General features: G+C 71.6%; 12 protein-coding genes. All 12 read right to left on the bottom strand.

All coding sequences use genetic code 11. The features are described 5' to 3' along the window. Window positions 1-38 precede the first annotated feature (38 nt). Window positions 39-2981: a hypothetical protein gene (locus IE263_RS11325; protein WP_189934982.1), complete on the bottom strand. Its 2943-nt coding sequence runs from the start codon at window positions 2979-2981 to the stop codon at window positions 39-41. A 9-nt stretch (window positions 2982-2990) separates the two neighbouring features. Continuing rightward, entirely contained in the window at window positions 2991-4085 is a 1095-nt protein-coding gene (locus tag IE263_RS11320; RefSeq protein WP_189934980.1) for a hypothetical protein, read from the bottom strand. 10 nt (window positions 4086-4095) lie between these two features. Next, on the bottom strand, window positions 4096-5025 hold the full coding sequence (locus IE263_RS11315) for a hypothetical protein (protein WP_189934978.1): 930 nt from the start codon (window positions 5023-5025) through the stop codon (window positions 4096-4098). A 20-nt stretch (window positions 5026-5045) separates the two neighbouring features. Further along, window positions 5046-5942, bottom strand: a complete 897-nt coding sequence (locus IE263_RS11310) for a phage tail family protein (protein WP_189934976.1) — start codon at window positions 5940-5942, stop codon at window positions 5046-5048. Continuing rightward, the gene (locus IE263_RS11305) at window positions 5939-10993 is read right to left on the bottom strand and encodes a phage tail tape measure protein (RefSeq protein ID WP_189934974.1); all 5055 of its coding nucleotides are present in this window, start codon (window positions 10991-10993) and stop codon (window positions 5939-5941) included. The genes IE263_RS11310 and IE263_RS11305 overlap by 4 nt, the downstream gene beginning before the upstream one ends. A gap of 9 nt (window positions 10994-11002) precedes the next feature. Beyond that, complete coding sequence (locus IE263_RS11300; protein WP_189934971.1) at window positions 11003-11449, bottom strand: hypothetical protein; 447 nt, start codon at window positions 11447-11449, stop codon at window positions 11003-11005. Next, window positions 11383-11919 (bottom strand): hypothetical protein, encoded by a 537-nt coding sequence (locus IE263_RS11295; protein WP_189934969.1) that lies wholly within the window; start codon window positions 11917-11919, stop codon window positions 11383-11385. The genes IE263_RS11300 and IE263_RS11295 overlap by 67 nt, the downstream gene beginning before the upstream one ends. After that, the gene (locus tag IE263_RS11290) at window positions 11919-12455 is read right to left on the bottom strand and encodes a phage tail tube protein (protein ID WP_189934967.1); all 537 of its coding nucleotides are present in this window, start codon (window positions 12453-12455) and stop codon (window positions 11919-11921) included. Before IE263_RS11290 ends, IE263_RS11295 begins: the two co-directional genes overlap by 1 nt. Before the next feature lie 85 nt (window positions 12456-12540). After that, window positions 12541-12981, bottom strand: a complete 441-nt coding sequence (locus IE263_RS11285) for a hypothetical protein (protein WP_189934965.1) — start codon at window positions 12979-12981, stop codon at window positions 12541-12543. Continuing rightward, window positions 12978-13409, bottom strand: coding sequence for an HK97 gp10 family phage protein (locus tag IE263_RS11280; protein WP_189934963.1), 432 nt, complete (start codon window positions 13407-13409; stop codon window positions 12978-12980). Before IE263_RS11280 ends, IE263_RS11285 begins: the two co-directional genes overlap by 4 nt. Further along, window positions 13406-13822, bottom strand: a complete 417-nt coding sequence (locus IE263_RS11275; protein WP_189934961.1) for a DUF6093 family protein — start codon at window positions 13820-13822, stop codon at window positions 13406-13408. The genes IE263_RS11280 and IE263_RS11275 overlap by 4 nt, the downstream gene beginning before the upstream one ends. Then, a complete protein-coding gene (locus tag IE263_RS11270; protein ID WP_189934958.1) occupies window positions 13812-14150 on the bottom strand; it encodes a hypothetical protein in 339 nt (112 codons plus the stop codon). The genes IE263_RS11275 and IE263_RS11270 overlap by 11 nt, the downstream gene beginning before the upstream one ends. Window positions 14151-14196: the final 46 nt, after the last annotated feature.

Below are 14196 nucleotides of genomic sequence, written 5' to 3'. Positions count from 1 at the left end.
GTGCGTGTGGAGAGCGAGCGCTGGCGCCTCGCGGGTAGTCACTTGGTGTACGTGACGCGCAGCTTCGGCGGGTACGTCTGCCCCACTCCCTGCGCTCGCCCGTAGTAGTTCCTGTCCGAGTTGTTCGGGTCTAGGGCGATGCCGCGCCAGCTCGTCGAGTCGAACACCGCGGTGATGTCGACCCACTTGCCGACGTTCTTGCCCCAGGTGATCGTCTGCGCCTCGCTGTCGGAGCTGAACGTCGACGGGCGCGAGGTGTGCTTGTGGGCCTTGATGACCGCCTTGCCGCCGCTGTTGTAGTACCAGTGGTCGAAGTAGAGGTAGACCTCGGCCTTCTGGATGGTGGCGCCGGAGAGGTCGGTGGCGAGGGAGGAGGGGAAGCCGATCAGGCTCGCCTGCGTGCCGTTGGTCGAGCTGTAGTAGCCCTGCATGCACTTGTTGCCGTAGTAGGAGTTGTACGCGCCGCGGTTGGCGTAGGAGCCGGACCAGGAGGCCGCGTAGGTCTTGGTGTAGGTCTTCTTCGGCGGGGTCGTCGTGCCGCCGCCGGTGTTGTACTGGCCCGTTTCGGGGACGTACGGTCCCACGTCCTCCACGTACATCAGGCCGGGGTGGTTGGAGCCGCCCAACAGGCGGACGGTCTGGCCGCTGGGGCCGTTCTGGCAGCGGAAGGTGATCAGGAGGCGGTGGAGGCCGGCGCCGAAGGCCGCTCCCGAACGGATGGTTTCCATGTGGATGCGGTTGTAGCCGGCCGTGGGCATGGGGTAGATCGCGGACTGGATCTGTGTGGAGGAGATCGTCGGGGTGCTCGCGCCGCCGTCCTTCAGGGCCAGGACGAGTTCGCCGCCGGCGGCCGAGGGATCGGCGTAGCAGTCCAGGACGACGCGGTACATGCGGCTCGTGTCGGCGTCGAACGAGAGCTCGACGTAGCCGTAGTCGGTCGTGCCCGCCGACACGGAGGTGGTCTGGTGGTCGACGGCGACCAGGCCGCGGGCGAAGCCGGACAGGTAGGTCTCGATGGGGTCCCCGGCGATGGTGAGCCGTCCCGCGACGGAGAGGTCGGCGACGCCGGTGTTGCCGTCCTGGTCGATGGTGGCGACGGCCGTGCCGTCGTTCGTCAGGGTGAGGTAGTTGGGGGAGCCGGTGGTCAGGGACACGGCCTCGTCCCCGGACTCGTCGTACAGGCGAAGCCCCTGGGGTGAGAGCTCGGCGCGCGGTCCGGGGCCCGGGGTGGTGAGGAGCGAGCGGCACTCGAGGTTGTCGAAGTAGACCCGGCCGGTGGCGGTGGTGTTGCCGGTGGCGTCGACGCCGACGCGCAGGTTTGCCTGGGACGCGCCGGCTGGGATGGTGACGATCTTCGAGACGCGTTGCCAGGTGCCGTCGGTGACCGGGGCGGACACGGTGACGCCGTCGGAGCCGAGGCGGGTGCCGGCCTCGTCGTAGAAACCGAGGTACAGCATGACCTTGCCGCCGGTGAAGTCGGTGGACGTTCTGTAGTCTGCGGCGATCCAGTACCGGTCGCCGGGCAGGACGGGCGAGGTGGCGTGCTGGAGCCATCGGTAGGTGTTCGCTCCCGTTGTGACGCGCAGGCACTTGGCGGAGTTGTTGCCGCCGTCCTCGACGCCGTAGTCGTCCTTGCCGGCGATGTAGGTGGCGATGACGCCGTTCTCGTACGAGGGGTCGCCGACCAGATTGCCGGTGGTGCCGATCGCCAGCCGGGAGGCCGACAGCGAGCCCGCGGCGATGTGGCGGGCGGTGAGGGTGTTGGTGGCGATCTCGTCGCCGGTCAGGGACAGCGCTTTGATCTCGCGGGCCGTGAGGGTCTTCGCGACGACCTTCTCGCCTGTCACGGACTCCGCGGCCAGTTCCAGGGTGCCGATGGACTCGGCCAGCACCATGCCCGCGCCGATGACGGTGCGGATCTCGGCGTTGTCGAAGTCGGCCGTACCGGCGGTGGCTTCGAAGTTCTGCAGCCACACGGTGGCGGTCACGGTGCCGGCCGGAGCCTGGACCTGCTGGCCCGTACGGGCCCAGTCGGCGCCCGGGGTGGGGGTGGCGGTCGCAGTGCCGTAGCCGAGCACCGTCCCGGCCGCGTCCTGCCAGCGCAGGTGGAGGCTGACCGAGCCCCCGGCCCAGTCGGCGGAGACGCGATAGTCGAAGCCCAGGTGGAATCGGTCTCCCGGGGAGACGGCCAGCTCTGTGACGCGCAGGCTGGGTGAGGCGGGCTCGCTGCTGGTGCCGTCGACCCGTAGACCTCGAGGGGATCCGTTGCCCTCGGTCAGGCGCCACAGGGGGGATGCGGCGATGAGCTGCTCGGTGAAGGCACCCTCGAAGCTCGGGTCGGGCATGAGGTTGCCGGTGCCGATGGCGAGCTGGTTGTGGCCGACCGCGCCGATCCGCAGTTTCGCGCGGGAGACCGCGCCCTCGGCCAGGGCGGTCTCCGTGACGACGCCGTCGAGGACCGACTGGGCGACGACCGGTGCCGGGCCGACCGGGCCGCTCTGGAGGGAGGGGGCGGAGGAGGTGCCGGACGTGTTGCGGGCGAGCAGGCGTACGTAGAGCGGCCGGTTGGCGGGGATCGTGAGGGTGCCGCCGAGCGGGGACTCCAGGGTGCCGAGCAGTGTCGCCGGGCCGGGGGTGAACCCGTCCAGGGCGGAGGCGTGGATCTCGACGCGTGCGAAGTCCAGGGGCACGGCGACGGCGTTCGCGAAGGTGCCGTCCCAGGTGGCGGCGATGCCGCCGAGCACGGGCACGGCGGTGGGCCGGCTCGGGGTGGGCGGAGGCGGGGCGTTGACGATGTTGACGGCCGTGGTCCCGTCCGGCTGCCGGCCGATGACGGCGCGCAGGGAGCCGTCCGCGTCGTACACGTCCAGCGCGCCGTTCTCGAGCGAGGAGTAGGCGAGGCGGGAGGTGCGGGTCTGCTGGGTGAGGCGGCGTTCGAGGGCGGCGATGCGGGCCGCCAGCTTCGCGAGGTCGTCGGCCATGGCGGTCGGTCAGCTCCCGTAGGTGAAGCGGTCGGCACGGGCGAGGGTGAGGGTGACGCGTTCTGGGTCGCTGCCCTGGGGCGGGCGGAGGGTCCATGCGGTGATGCGGCACCAGCCGTCGTAGTCCGACCACTGGTCGTGGAGGGTCACGCGGACGTCGTCGCCGATCTGCCAGCTGCCGATCGGGGCCGCTGGATGGTCGAGGACCTGGATCTCGGTGACCTCGCCGAGGATCTGGCGGGCGGTGCGTTCGGCGCGGGCGCGGGCGGCCAGGCGGTCGTTGGCCTTCTCGTCGGGGACTTCGAGGACGTGTTCCAGGCGGAGGCGGCCGTTGCGGATCGCGTCGACCGCTCGGCGGCGGCTGCGGCCCTCTCCGGCGCCGAGGGCGATGACGACCTGGGCGTACTCGTCGGCGTCGTAGGCCACCGGGACGGTGGCCGCGACGTTGACACCGGAGGCGAAGGAGATGTCGGTGCGGCGGGTGCCCAGGCGCGGCCAGCCGAGGCGGATACGGCCGCCGGGGCGGCCGGTGGCGGTCCACTCGGTGGCCTCGGTCCACTGGGGGCCGCCGTCGACCCGCGTCATGTCGTCGACGACCTCGCCGAGCACCGGGGCCTCCCACCATTCGGTGCTGTACGGCTCGGCGGGGGTGCCGGCCTGGGCCTTGCTGGTGGTGCCGTCCACGGTCACGCCGAGGTCGCCGTCGGGTTGGGACCGCGCGTACGTCCAGACGTCGCGAATGACCTGGCAGGGGTCGGCGTGGGTGTACGGGCCGCGGCCGCCCAGATTGCCGTGGACGTCGTGGCGGCGGTGCAGGTAGCTGCCCCACCCCGCGGCCTCGACGGGGTACGCGGCGCCCTCCGGCTCCGCCCGCCAGATGATGCCGCCCCACAGCGGGGTGCCGTCCCGCTCGGCGGTGAGCAGCGTGTTGCCGGGGTCCAGCTGGGCCGGGAGCAGATGGGCGAAGCGCGGTTCCAGGCGGCCGGAGAAGTCGCCGGTCGCATTGAGGGACAGGCCGAACTCCACCTCGGACAGTGGCAGGTCGGTGGCCAGCGACTCGCCGGTCAGGGCGTGCCAGGTGCGGTAGCGGTACGACGTCGTCATCGCCCCGGCCTCACCGCACGCCCTCGGTGAACTCGACGTCCGCGATCAGGGACGTCGCAGCGTCGACGCCCAGATCGCCCGACTCGCTCTTCGACGGCTGGGTACGGACGTAGAGGTCCTGGGTGGTGCCGCGGAGAGCCGCCGAGACGCTGATCGTGTCGGCCAGCACGACGGTGTTGCGGCGGGTGTTCGCGCCCTGGTCGTCGTCGATGGCGACGGCCTGCCCGTAGGTGGTTCCCAGGACCGTCTGCATGTTGGCGAACACGTCGGCCCGGGACAGTCGCAGGCCCGCGAGGGTCACCACGAGCTTCACGGTCACCGCCCAGGTCGGGACCGGCACCTTCCAGCGGGCGGCGGTCGGCCAGTTGTACCACTGGCCGTTCTGCGCGGTGAGCTGGCTCAGGGAGCCGGGGTAGGCGGTGTACAACGTCCGTTCGCGGCGAGGGTTCGCGATCTGCCGCAGATCCTTGATCATCGAGTCGGTGATGACCGAGGTGTTGGCGGGGATGTCGACGCGGGCGAGCGGGACGGCGGTCATGCCGGAGGGCACGGTGGTCGCCGTGGCCGACACGTTGCTGACCACGTGGAAGTACCCGATCTCGTCGGTCTCCGGATCGCGGGTGCCCTCGTACTCGGGGTCCTCCACCCGCAGGCAGACCAGGTCGGAGCGGGCGCTCGCTCCCGTGGGCGCGACGGGCACCGTGGCGTCGCCGACGTTGTACTGCGTGTACGAGCCCTGCCCCCACGCCGCGCCGCGGATCACCGCCGAGCCGTCCACCACCCGCACGCCGGCACCGGGCGTGGTCAGCTGCCGCACCTTCAGGTCGTCGCCCTCGGTGACGCCCTGGGAGCCGCGGGCGAGGTCGCGGACCATCATGCGGAAGGCGCGGGCGGCGTGCGTGCCGCCGTGAGTGAGCAACGGCGGGTTGATCAGGGTCACGTACGGACTCCTCGTGTGGGCTACAGGGCGGCGTAGGCCGCGCGCCAGGTCACGGCCAGCCGGGTGGCGTTGGTGTGGTCGCGGGCGGTCCACCAGATCTCCGTGGTGCCGGGCGGGATGACGAAGGTGTCCAGCCGGGAGGCGGGGGAGAGCGCGGGGGCGAGGTTGCCGGTGCCGTCGCGGAGGATCCAGCGGGTGCCGGGCCGGGTCTCGATGTCGACGTGTTCGTCGCTCCGCAGCGTGACGGACAGTTCGATGACCTCGCCCGACTCGACGTGACGGATGCGCGGGTCGGTGCACGGGCCGGTGATACGAAGTGAGGGCCAGGCGGGCAGGTCGCCGTCGTTGCGTACCCAGCCGCGGCGTTCGTCGGGGATGGCGACGCCGGTTGTCAGCGGGGCGACGAGCGGGGCGCGGAAGCCGCCCAGGCCGTCGGCGGACAGGGCGAGGGTGAGCGCGGAGGCGTCGTCGGCGTGGAAACGCGGGTCGAGGGCCGCGAACTCCAGGTCGAGCGGAATCCAGCCGTGCAGCGTTCTCGCGGTGCTGGTGGCCTCCACCCGGCGCAGACGGCCGTAGAGGCGGCGCGTCGTACGGCCCGGCCAGCGCAGGCGCAGCACGGACTGCGCGCCGGCGCTCGTCCGGACGGCGGGATCGTCGGCGGCGCGCTGGAGCCGGCCCAGCACGTCGAGAGCGGCCGCTGGGTTGCCGGCGGTGCGGATGCCCGCCTCGATACGGATTGTCCGTACGCTGTAGAGGTCGACGCCGGGGAACGCGCCATCCCCGACGGGATTATCCACATCCTGTGTACGAAGTTCGGGGACGCCGAGACCCTCGACTTCGCCCACCAGGACGTCGGTTCCGGCGCCGATGAGGACCCCGGCGACCTCGATCTGCCACTCGGCGAGTTCCGCCGTCAAAGCCGGGCTCCCCTCTGCGCGTTGCGGAGGCGGCGCATGACCTCGGCGCCGACCTGCTGCGGAGTGACCTGAGCCGAGGACACGGTGACCGGCATGGTGCCGATCAGCGGCTGCCGCTCCCGTACGACGACGACCTGAACGGACCCGGCCGGGCGGGCGTCAACCGTGTGGACGGGGCCGAAGGGCCCTGCCTCTGAGCTGAGTTGGAGACCGAAGCGCCGCGCGACGTCGGCGAGTACCGCCGTCGCCGCGGGGCGCTTGGCGGAGGCGAGCGGGATGAACGCCTCCCCACCCGTACTCGCCTCCGCGAACTTGATCAGGGCGGTGGGTGAGGAGTAGACGCCGGGCTCCCAGACGCCACCGTTCGCGTAGGCCAGGCCCTTGGTCGCCTTGGCCAGGTCGTCGAGGAACTTCGTCGCGCGGGAGCCGAGGGCGGACTGGATGCGGGACCTGCCGAGGTCGCCGACCTCGATGACCCGGTCCTCCTCCAGACCCGTGGTGTCGGCGACCTGGTGGATGCCCGTACTGCTCGACTTGATCGCACTGATGATGTCGAGCAGGTCGGCGAGGTCCTCGGCCGCGAGCGTCCTGTCGGCCGCCTTCGCCGCGTCGTCGGCCTTCTTCGCCTTCGTCCTGTCCTTCACTGCCTCGGCGGCCAGGTCCTCCGCGGCTTCGTCACCCTGTTCGGCGAGCCTCGCGGCGAGGTCCCCGTAGCCGAGGGCGGCGAGCTTGGCCAGGTTCTGCTCGAAGGCGCTCTGGTCCTTCACGGCCTGCTTGAGCTGGGCGGTGAAGTCGCCCAGGGACACCTTCGCGACCAGGCCGAGTCGCTCCAGGTCGGAGGCCATCTCCCTGAGGTACTTCGACGAGCCGGTGGCCATCTTGTGGGCCAGCTCGACGCCGTCCTCGCCCATGGCCTCGAGCGCGTCGGCCACGTCCTGGCCCGCGCGGCGGGCGACGGTCCGCAGGTCCCGGCGCCACCGCTCGGTCCTCTTCACCGCCTTGTCGAGGTTCTTCTCGAACCTCGACAGGTCGAAGACCTCGACCTCCTTGCCCTTCCTCTTCACGGTGCGCACGGAGTCCGACCGGATCGTCGACACCGAGACCAGCTCACTCCCGCCGGAGGCGCTGTACGACCAGTCGGACAGACCGCCGCTCGCGTACCAGGTGACGTCACCGCCGAAACGCCGGACGACCTCCTCGACGATGGCCTTGCTGCGGGGCCGCTTGCTCGCGGCGAGCGGCACGTACGCCTCGCCCTGCGTCTCCGGCTCGGCCCACACCCGCCAGGAGCCGGCCGGGGCGATCTGCGCGACGTGGTTCTCGCGTCGCGTGCTCCGCAGGCCGCCGTCGGCGAAGTAGCCGACGACAGCGCCGTCGGCGCGGGCCTGGATGGCGTCGGGTACGCCGTTGCCGTCCCGGTCCCAGGCCGTCGCCTTGAGGAAGACGCCCACGCCGACGTTCGTCCCGGTGATGTTGTTGATCGCGCCCTGGATGGTGCCGAGGGCGGTCAGCGGCGGCTGGACGGGTACGGTGACCTCGGCCTTGCCGTTCGGCATGTTCTGCACCTTGAAGCCGAGGTCCTCAAGTGCCTTGAGCGCGACGGCCGTTGGCGCGCTGATGGTCACGCTCTTGGCGTTCGGCGTCCTGATCAGCTGGGTTTCCACCGCTTTCAGGCTGGCGAGCGCGCCGACCGTCGCGGCGTCGACCTTCACCGTCTTGTGGCCGGGGGTGGCGCTGAGCTGGTCGATGAGCGCCTGGAGCGCACCGCGGGCGTCCTTCGTCGGAGCCGTGATCCGGATCTGGCGGGTGCCCGGGATGGTCTCGACCTTGAAGCCGAGATCCCTGAGGTCCTTCTGCGCCTCCGCGCTGAGGGAGTCCACCTGGATCGTGGTCTTCTTCGGGACGCGGTCGAACTCGGCCTGTACGGCGAGCAGATCGGCCAGCGTGGAGTCCATGCCCTCGGTCTCCAGCAGGAGTGAGACCTTCGACGGCAGCAGACCGAGGCTGTCGGCCACCGCCTCGGCCTGCGCGCGCGTCAGCCCGTAGCCCTGGGCCGCCTCGACGGCGGCCGCCCTCGCCTTCGTCATCTGCGCGCGGGCGGCGGACAGGGACTCGGTGAGCGGCCGGCCGTTCTGCTGGGCGAGGGCGTACGCGGAGACGGACGCGTCGGCGGCGGCGTCGCTGAGAGAGGTGAGGGACTGGTAGAGCTGTTGGCCGTTGCGGGTGGCGGTGTTCAGGGTGCCGTTGTTGTTCAGCAGGGCCTTGCCGTAGCCGTCGGCCTTGTCGATCCCGTCGGCCAGCGCCTCGTTCACGTCGAGGACGGCGTTGTTGACGCGGGCCTCGGCGGCCTGGAGGGAGATGCTGCCGCCGGAGAGGAGGTCGAGGGCGTCCTTGAGAGCGCGGGTACGGGTGTCGGCGTCCGCGGTGGTGTCCGCGAGTTCTCCGACCGCGGTCTTCAAGCGGTCGTACGCGCTCGTACCGGCCTCCGTGTCGCCGCTGGCGTCAGCGAGGCGCTCGGCGTTCTCGACGCTTTCGGCCATCTCGCCCTTGACCTCACCAAGGGCATCGGCGGCGATCTTGGCCTTGAGGCCGGTGTCGGTGTACGTCTTCGCGGCGCCGCCCTGCGTGGCGATCCACTTGACGTTCGCCTCGGCGGTCGCGTTCAGCTCCGCCTGCAGGTCTTCCAGCGACTGCCCCTGTCCCAGGTAGACGTCGGTGAGCTCGCGCATGGAGACGCCGGCGCTCTCCATGACGTCGACGAGCTTCTCCTTGCCGTCACGGACCTTGGTGTCGAGCAGGGTCTGGGCCGCGGCCCGGCGCACGTTGTCGTCGACGACGCCGTTGGACTCGCGCAGGGCGTCGGTGAGCGTGCTCACCCGCTGCTCGTGTTCGGCCGCGGCCTGGGCGGCCTTCCGCTGGTGACTGGCGAGAAGCCCGAGACCGAAGGTCGCGGCGACCATCGCGGCACCCCAAGGCCCGCCCATGAACGCCACGAGCCCACGTCCGGCGCCGAGGAGCCCCGCCCCGGCCGCCCGGGCCACGCCGCTGAGCGTGCCGGCGAAGCCGGACGTCGGGCCCTGGGCGCTGCGGAAGGCGGCCGCCATCTGACCCACCACGGGGATCCGCGTCTGAATCACCGCGAAGGCCGCTCCGTAGCGTGACAGGGACATCCCGGCCCGCGCGGCCAGGTTCTGCTGCACCCGCATCTGCGCGCCGAAGCCCTGCCAGGCGCCGGTGAGCCGACCGCTCACCGTCGAGGCGAGCCCTCCCAGGACCCGTGTGAGGCGCCGGGCGAGGAACATCGCGGCGATCGCCGTCTGCACGGGGCCGGGCAGCGACCCGAACGCCCGCACCAGGGACCCGACCACCTCACCCACCGGTACGAGTACGGCGGACAGTCCGGCGATCGCGGACATGGCGAGGTCCGCGGTCGTGACGAGGACGTCGAGGCTGGTGCCGACCCCGCCGGCCTCGTCGCCGAGCAGACCGAGCGCGGAGGCGACCGGCGCGGCGCCCTCGGCGGCGTTGCCGAGGACCTCGCCGAGGGCACGGGCCGCGTTGACGAGGATGTTCAACCCGGCGGCCAAGCCGTGCTCGCCGAGGGCCTGGAGCGGGTCGAGGAGCTGCTCGGCCTCGCCGATCAACTCGCCGAGACCGCCGCGCGCGCTGTCCTTGAGCTCCGGGCCGTACAGGGTGGCCAGGTCGCGCCCGTACTCGATCGCGGCGACGAGGTACGGGGTCGCGCCGGACATGCCGCGCGTCAGGAGCCGGGTGACGTACTCCAGGCCCGGGGCCATCGCGTCGTACAGCGCGAGCCCGGTCTGCCGGGTCTGCTTCCGCAGCAGCGTCATCGCGCCCGCGAGCCCCTGGCCACGGGCGGCGGTGATCTGCGCGGCCGCGCCGGTCTCCCGTACGGCGAGGTTGAGCGCGTCGAAGGACTCGGTGCCCTGGTGGGCCAGCGCGATGGCACCCGACATGGCGGGCTTGCCCATCGCCTTCTTCACCGCGGCGGTGAAGTCCTGCTGGGACATCTCGTGCTGGGCGTGGCTCAGCTCCTCGATGACGTACCGCAGGCCCTTGAACCGGCCCTGCGCGTCCCACGCCTCGATCCCCAGGGCCTCCAGCCCGTCGCGCATCTCCTTGGTGGGCGCCGCGAGGTTGGCCATCATTCCGCGCAGCGCGGTACCGGCGGTCTGACCGAGGATGCCGGCCTTGCCGAGCATGCCGACCGCGCTGGCCGCGTCCTCCATGCTCACGCCGAGACCGGCGGCGACCGGACCGGCGTACCGCATCGCGTAGTAGATGTCGATGATGCCGCCGGAGGCGTTGTTCGCGGTGGCGGCGAGGATGTCGGAGGCACGGGCGGCCTGGTCGGCGCCCAGACCGAACTGGTCCATGATGTCGCCGAGGTAGCGGGCCGAGTCGGCCGCGTTCACCCCGGCGGCGGAGGCGAGCTGGAGCGAGGCGCGGGTGGCGCTGATGGCCTGGTCGGTGCGGAAGCCCGCCTTCGCCAGCTCGACCATGGCCTCGGCGGCGTCGGCCGCGGTGGTGGTCGGGAGAGTGAGGTCGTTGCCGAGCTGGTTGGCCATCCAGGCGGCGCGCTGCATCTGACCGGCGGTGGCCCCGGTCACCGCCTGGAAGATGTTCATCTGCCGCTGGTAGCGGTTGCCCTCTTCGACAAGCTGCCCGGTGCCGAGGACGAGGGCGCCTCCGGCGAGGAGGCGGGTGAGGGCGGTGGCCTGGCGGCCGACGTTCCTGAGGGAGCGCTCGAGCGTGCCGGCGTCGTCGCCCGCCCGACGCAGGCCACGGCCCGTCTGACTGCCACGCGCGCTGAGGGTGCCGAGTCGGGTGGCGGCGGTACGGGCCTGGGCGCCGAGGGTGTCGATCTGGCGGGCGGTGCGTCGGGTGGAGGCGTCCAGCGTGTCGAGGCGGCGGTCGAGTTCGCGTGTGCGGCGGCCGAGGTCCTGGGCGGCGTCGGCGGCCGAACGCAGGCCGGAAATGAGGCTGTTGGCCTGTGCCGTCAGCTGGACGGTGAGGTTGTACGTCGCCATCCTGACGGCTCACCGTCCGTTCGGCGGGTCGGGCTGTACGGACGGAGCGCCGCGCCGCGCCTCGTAGGCGAGGCGGGGCAGGAGGGTGATCTTGATGCCGTAACCAGCCCGCCCCGCGGGCACCTGGTCGCGCTCCTGGGCGATCAGCTCGCAGCCCGGGCAGCGCACGGTGTCCGTGACGTACGCGTGCCGGTGCCCGCCCTCGGCCGGGTCCCACTCGTCGAGCCGGGTACGGCAGTCCGGGCACACGATGCGCTGCCACTGCTGCCAGGCCAGGGCCTTGGCCCGGTCCAGGTCGCTCCAGCGGCCGTCCCCGCCGAGGAACCGCGAGTGCGGGATGCCGTACTGCTCGCACAGCTCCAGCTCGGCCCGCAGCCGCGGGTCGGCCTTCAGCCTTTTCCCAGATCGGCCTGGCCGGTACGGGCCTCCTGCTGCACCTCCCAGGCGGTCTCCCACAGGGCGTTCGCATCCGGGGCCGACCACGCGTCGAGCAGCTCGCGGGCCTCGGCCTCGGTCATGCCGTCGGTGGACGACGCCGCGATGAGCGCGGCCGGGAAGGTGTCGGGATTGAACGCCGCCCCGTCGGCCGCCTGCTCGTCGGTGGGCGGATGCGCGTGGAGCAGCTCCTCGAGGACCGGGCGCGGAAGGGCGCGGAAGGTGAGGTGGATCGAGGCCGCGCGCAGAGCCCCGGCCGCGGCGTCGTACCGCCGCCCCATCTCGGCCGCCCGCTCCGCGAGGACGCTGTTGTCCGCGTCGCTCTCTGCCAGGATCCGCGCCCGGTCGGCGGCTCGCCTGGCCTCGTCGTACTCCGCCCGCAGCGCCGCGTCGTCGCAGATCCGCAGAACGCGCTCCGGCAGCGAGCGGCGACGCAGCCGCTCCATCTTCTGCTCCCAGGTCACCGTGTCCTGAGCCTTGTTGGTGGCCATCAGCTGCCTCCGGAGGAGGACGAGGACGAGGACGAGGAGGAGGACGAGGTGGAGGCGGCGGTCGGGACGGCGGCGTCGAGCGTCGGCGGAGAGGTGACGGAGAAGACGGCCTGGAACTTCGCGGCCTCGTTGCCGGCGTTGTACTGCGCGGTGCGAGAGGCCACCTGGACCGGGAAGGTGTCCATCGACTTCGACCCTGGGATGTCGCCCTTGCGGAGGAAGACGACGTAGCCGACCGCGCCCTTGGGCAGCAGCGTCTCGATGGTGTCGCTGAGCTGGTCCTCGTAGAAGGTGATCGAGGAGTTGTCCGCCTTGTCGTTGCCGGGGATCGAGGACGAGAAGGTCGACGCCATGTCGGGCGTCTCGATCGCCTCGTTCGTCAGCGACCAGCCGTCGACGTCGCTGATCGCCTCGGTCAGGTCGGTGGCGTTCGGAGACGAGATCTCCGCGCGGGTGGGGATGAGGTCGGCGGAGGCGACTTTTCTCAACCAGAGGATCTTGGTGATGCCGCGCCGCATGAAGCGCTGCTGAGCCACGGGCACTCCTGGACGGGTGCTGCGCCGGGCTCGACGGCCGGGCGTCCGCGTGGCTCCGCGGTGAGGTGTCGTAGAACGAAGGAGGTCAGGCGGCGGGCGTCACGGTGATCGTGAACCGCTGCACGTAGGTAACGATACTGCCCTGCGAACCGTCAACCGCTTCTCCGTCGGCGTCGTAGCTCAACTCCCGGCCGATGACCTGCATTCCGGCGACGGGGATGTCCGTACGCCAGCCGCCCGGCGCGCGGTCGAAGAGCACGTCACGGACCCGGTCGCCGAGCCACTGCACCTGATCCGCCCGCTCGCCGACACTGGTCGCCTGGTACGTCCAGGCGACGTCCGCGTGCCAGTCGGCGAAGGACGGACCGGAGAACTCGCCGGGCAGGCTGTCGAGGATCAGGTACGGGTAGGCCGCGGGCCGGCCGTCCGTCGCGCGCGGCAGGACGGTGAGGCCACAGGGCCGTCCGGTCCCGGCGGCGAGCACGTCGACGAGCGCCCGGGTCAGCGGCAGCCGAGGAGGGCTCATCGGGGCAGCACCCCGCTGCGCAGGGCCTCCAGGAAGCCGGGTTCGGTCTGTCGGAAGGCCGGCTCGATGTGCGGGTACGGCGGCTGCCGGTACTGACGCCCCAACCGGTCGACACCGACGAAGCCGTACTCCAGCCGCCGCGACTGCGGAGCTTCCGTGAACACCACGGCGCTCACCTGCCCTCCGGCCACAGTCACCTTCACGTCCCACGACGCCCGGTACTGGCCGGTGATGACGTTCGGCCCTGGCCGCCCGGAGGCGTTCTTCTGAATGCGGACCCGCAGAAGCATGGCGTGATGCCGGGTGATCGCCCGCGTACGGGCCCGAACGGCCGGACCCATCCCCGACAGCGCCGCGGCCAACTCGATCGGGTCCCGGAACGCGGCCGCGTCGGGGTGGGCGTTGGGATGGGAGTTCAGCGCCATCATCCGATCACCTCCAGGCGCACCACGCGCATCACCGCGTAGGTGCCGACCGCGACATCCGCCACCCGAAACCGGCGGCCCACCAGTTGCTCGTCGCGCACGGAACGCGAAACGCTCAGCACGTCGTTGACCATCACCTGCGGCGCGGAGAGCGGCAGCAGCCCCTGGTACGCGGTCGGGGCGGACAATGATGCGACGGCCCCGTCCAAGGGCGGGGTGACCGAGAGCTGCCCTGGACGCACGACGGCCCCAGACCCCTCCCACAGCGGCACAGACCCCTCGCTGGCGGGCTTCAGGTCGCCCGTCTCCTCGTCCAGCTCGTCACCCGAGTCACCGTCCGCGTCCCGCCACAATTGGAGCTCGTCATCGAGAAGCCCTTCCACGATCCGGCGCACGCCTGACAGATCAAGCGCCACGGGCCCACTCCGTCAACTGCCGCAGTACCGCCGCCGTTCCGCCACCTGGTACGTTCTCCAGGTCCACCCGCGCGAGCGCCGCCCGCTCGACTTCCAGCGGGTCGAGCGCCTCTAGGAACGCGGCGGCCGAGGGCCCGGGTTCGGGCGACACGCCAACCTGCACACGCGCCAGGAGATCAAGCTCGGCGGGCCAGATGCCCGTCGGACGCAAGTGCAGCACGACGCGCGGCAGATCATGCGCGTCGGTGTGAACGTCGATGGCGGCGACGCGCTCGGTCACGTCTTGGCCGTCCACCACGACGCGGTAAGTACGGCCGTCGAAGGTCATCCGGAAACGGTTTGGTGTCGTCACCGGCGGAGCCTAAGCCCCGTCT

Source organism: Streptomyces aurantiogriseus (assembly GCF_014649375.1).
GTDB lineage: Bacteria > Actinomycetota > Actinomycetes > Streptomycetales > Streptomycetaceae > Streptomyces > Streptomyces aurantiogriseus.
The sequence above is the reverse complement of the archived record's forward strand: the minus strand, read 5'-3'. Positions and strand labels throughout refer to the sequence as shown.

What these genes read in the sequence shown, in the direction of transcription:
- IE263_RS11325 (WP_189934982.1), bottom strand. Translation starts at nt 2,981, where the DNA reads ATGGCCGACGACCTCGCGAAGCTGGCGGCCCGCATCGCCGCCCTCGAA.
- IE263_RS11320 (WP_189934980.1), bottom strand. Translation starts at nt 4,085, where the DNA reads ATGACGACGTCGTACCGCTACCGCACCTGGCACGCCCTGACCGGCGAG.
- IE263_RS11305 (WP_189934974.1), bottom strand. Translation starts at nt 10,993, where the DNA reads ATGGCGACGTACAACCTCACCGTCCAGCTGACGGCACAGGCCAACAGC.
- IE263_RS11295 (WP_189934969.1), bottom strand. Translation starts at nt 11,919, where the DNA reads ATGGCCACCAACAAGGCTCAGGACACGGTGACCTGGGAGCAGAAGATG.
- IE263_RS11285 (WP_189934965.1), bottom strand. Translation starts at nt 12,981, where the DNA reads ATGAGCCCTCCTCGGCTGCCGCTGACCCGGGCGCTCGTCGACGTGCTC.
- IE263_RS11280 (WP_189934963.1), bottom strand. Translation starts at nt 13,409, where the DNA reads ATGATGGCGCTGAACTCCCATCCCAACGCCCACCCCGACGCGGCCGCG.
- IE263_RS11270 (WP_189934958.1), bottom strand. Translation starts at nt 14,150, where the DNA reads ATGACCTTCGACGGCCGTACTTACCGCGTCGTGGTGGACGGCCAAGAC.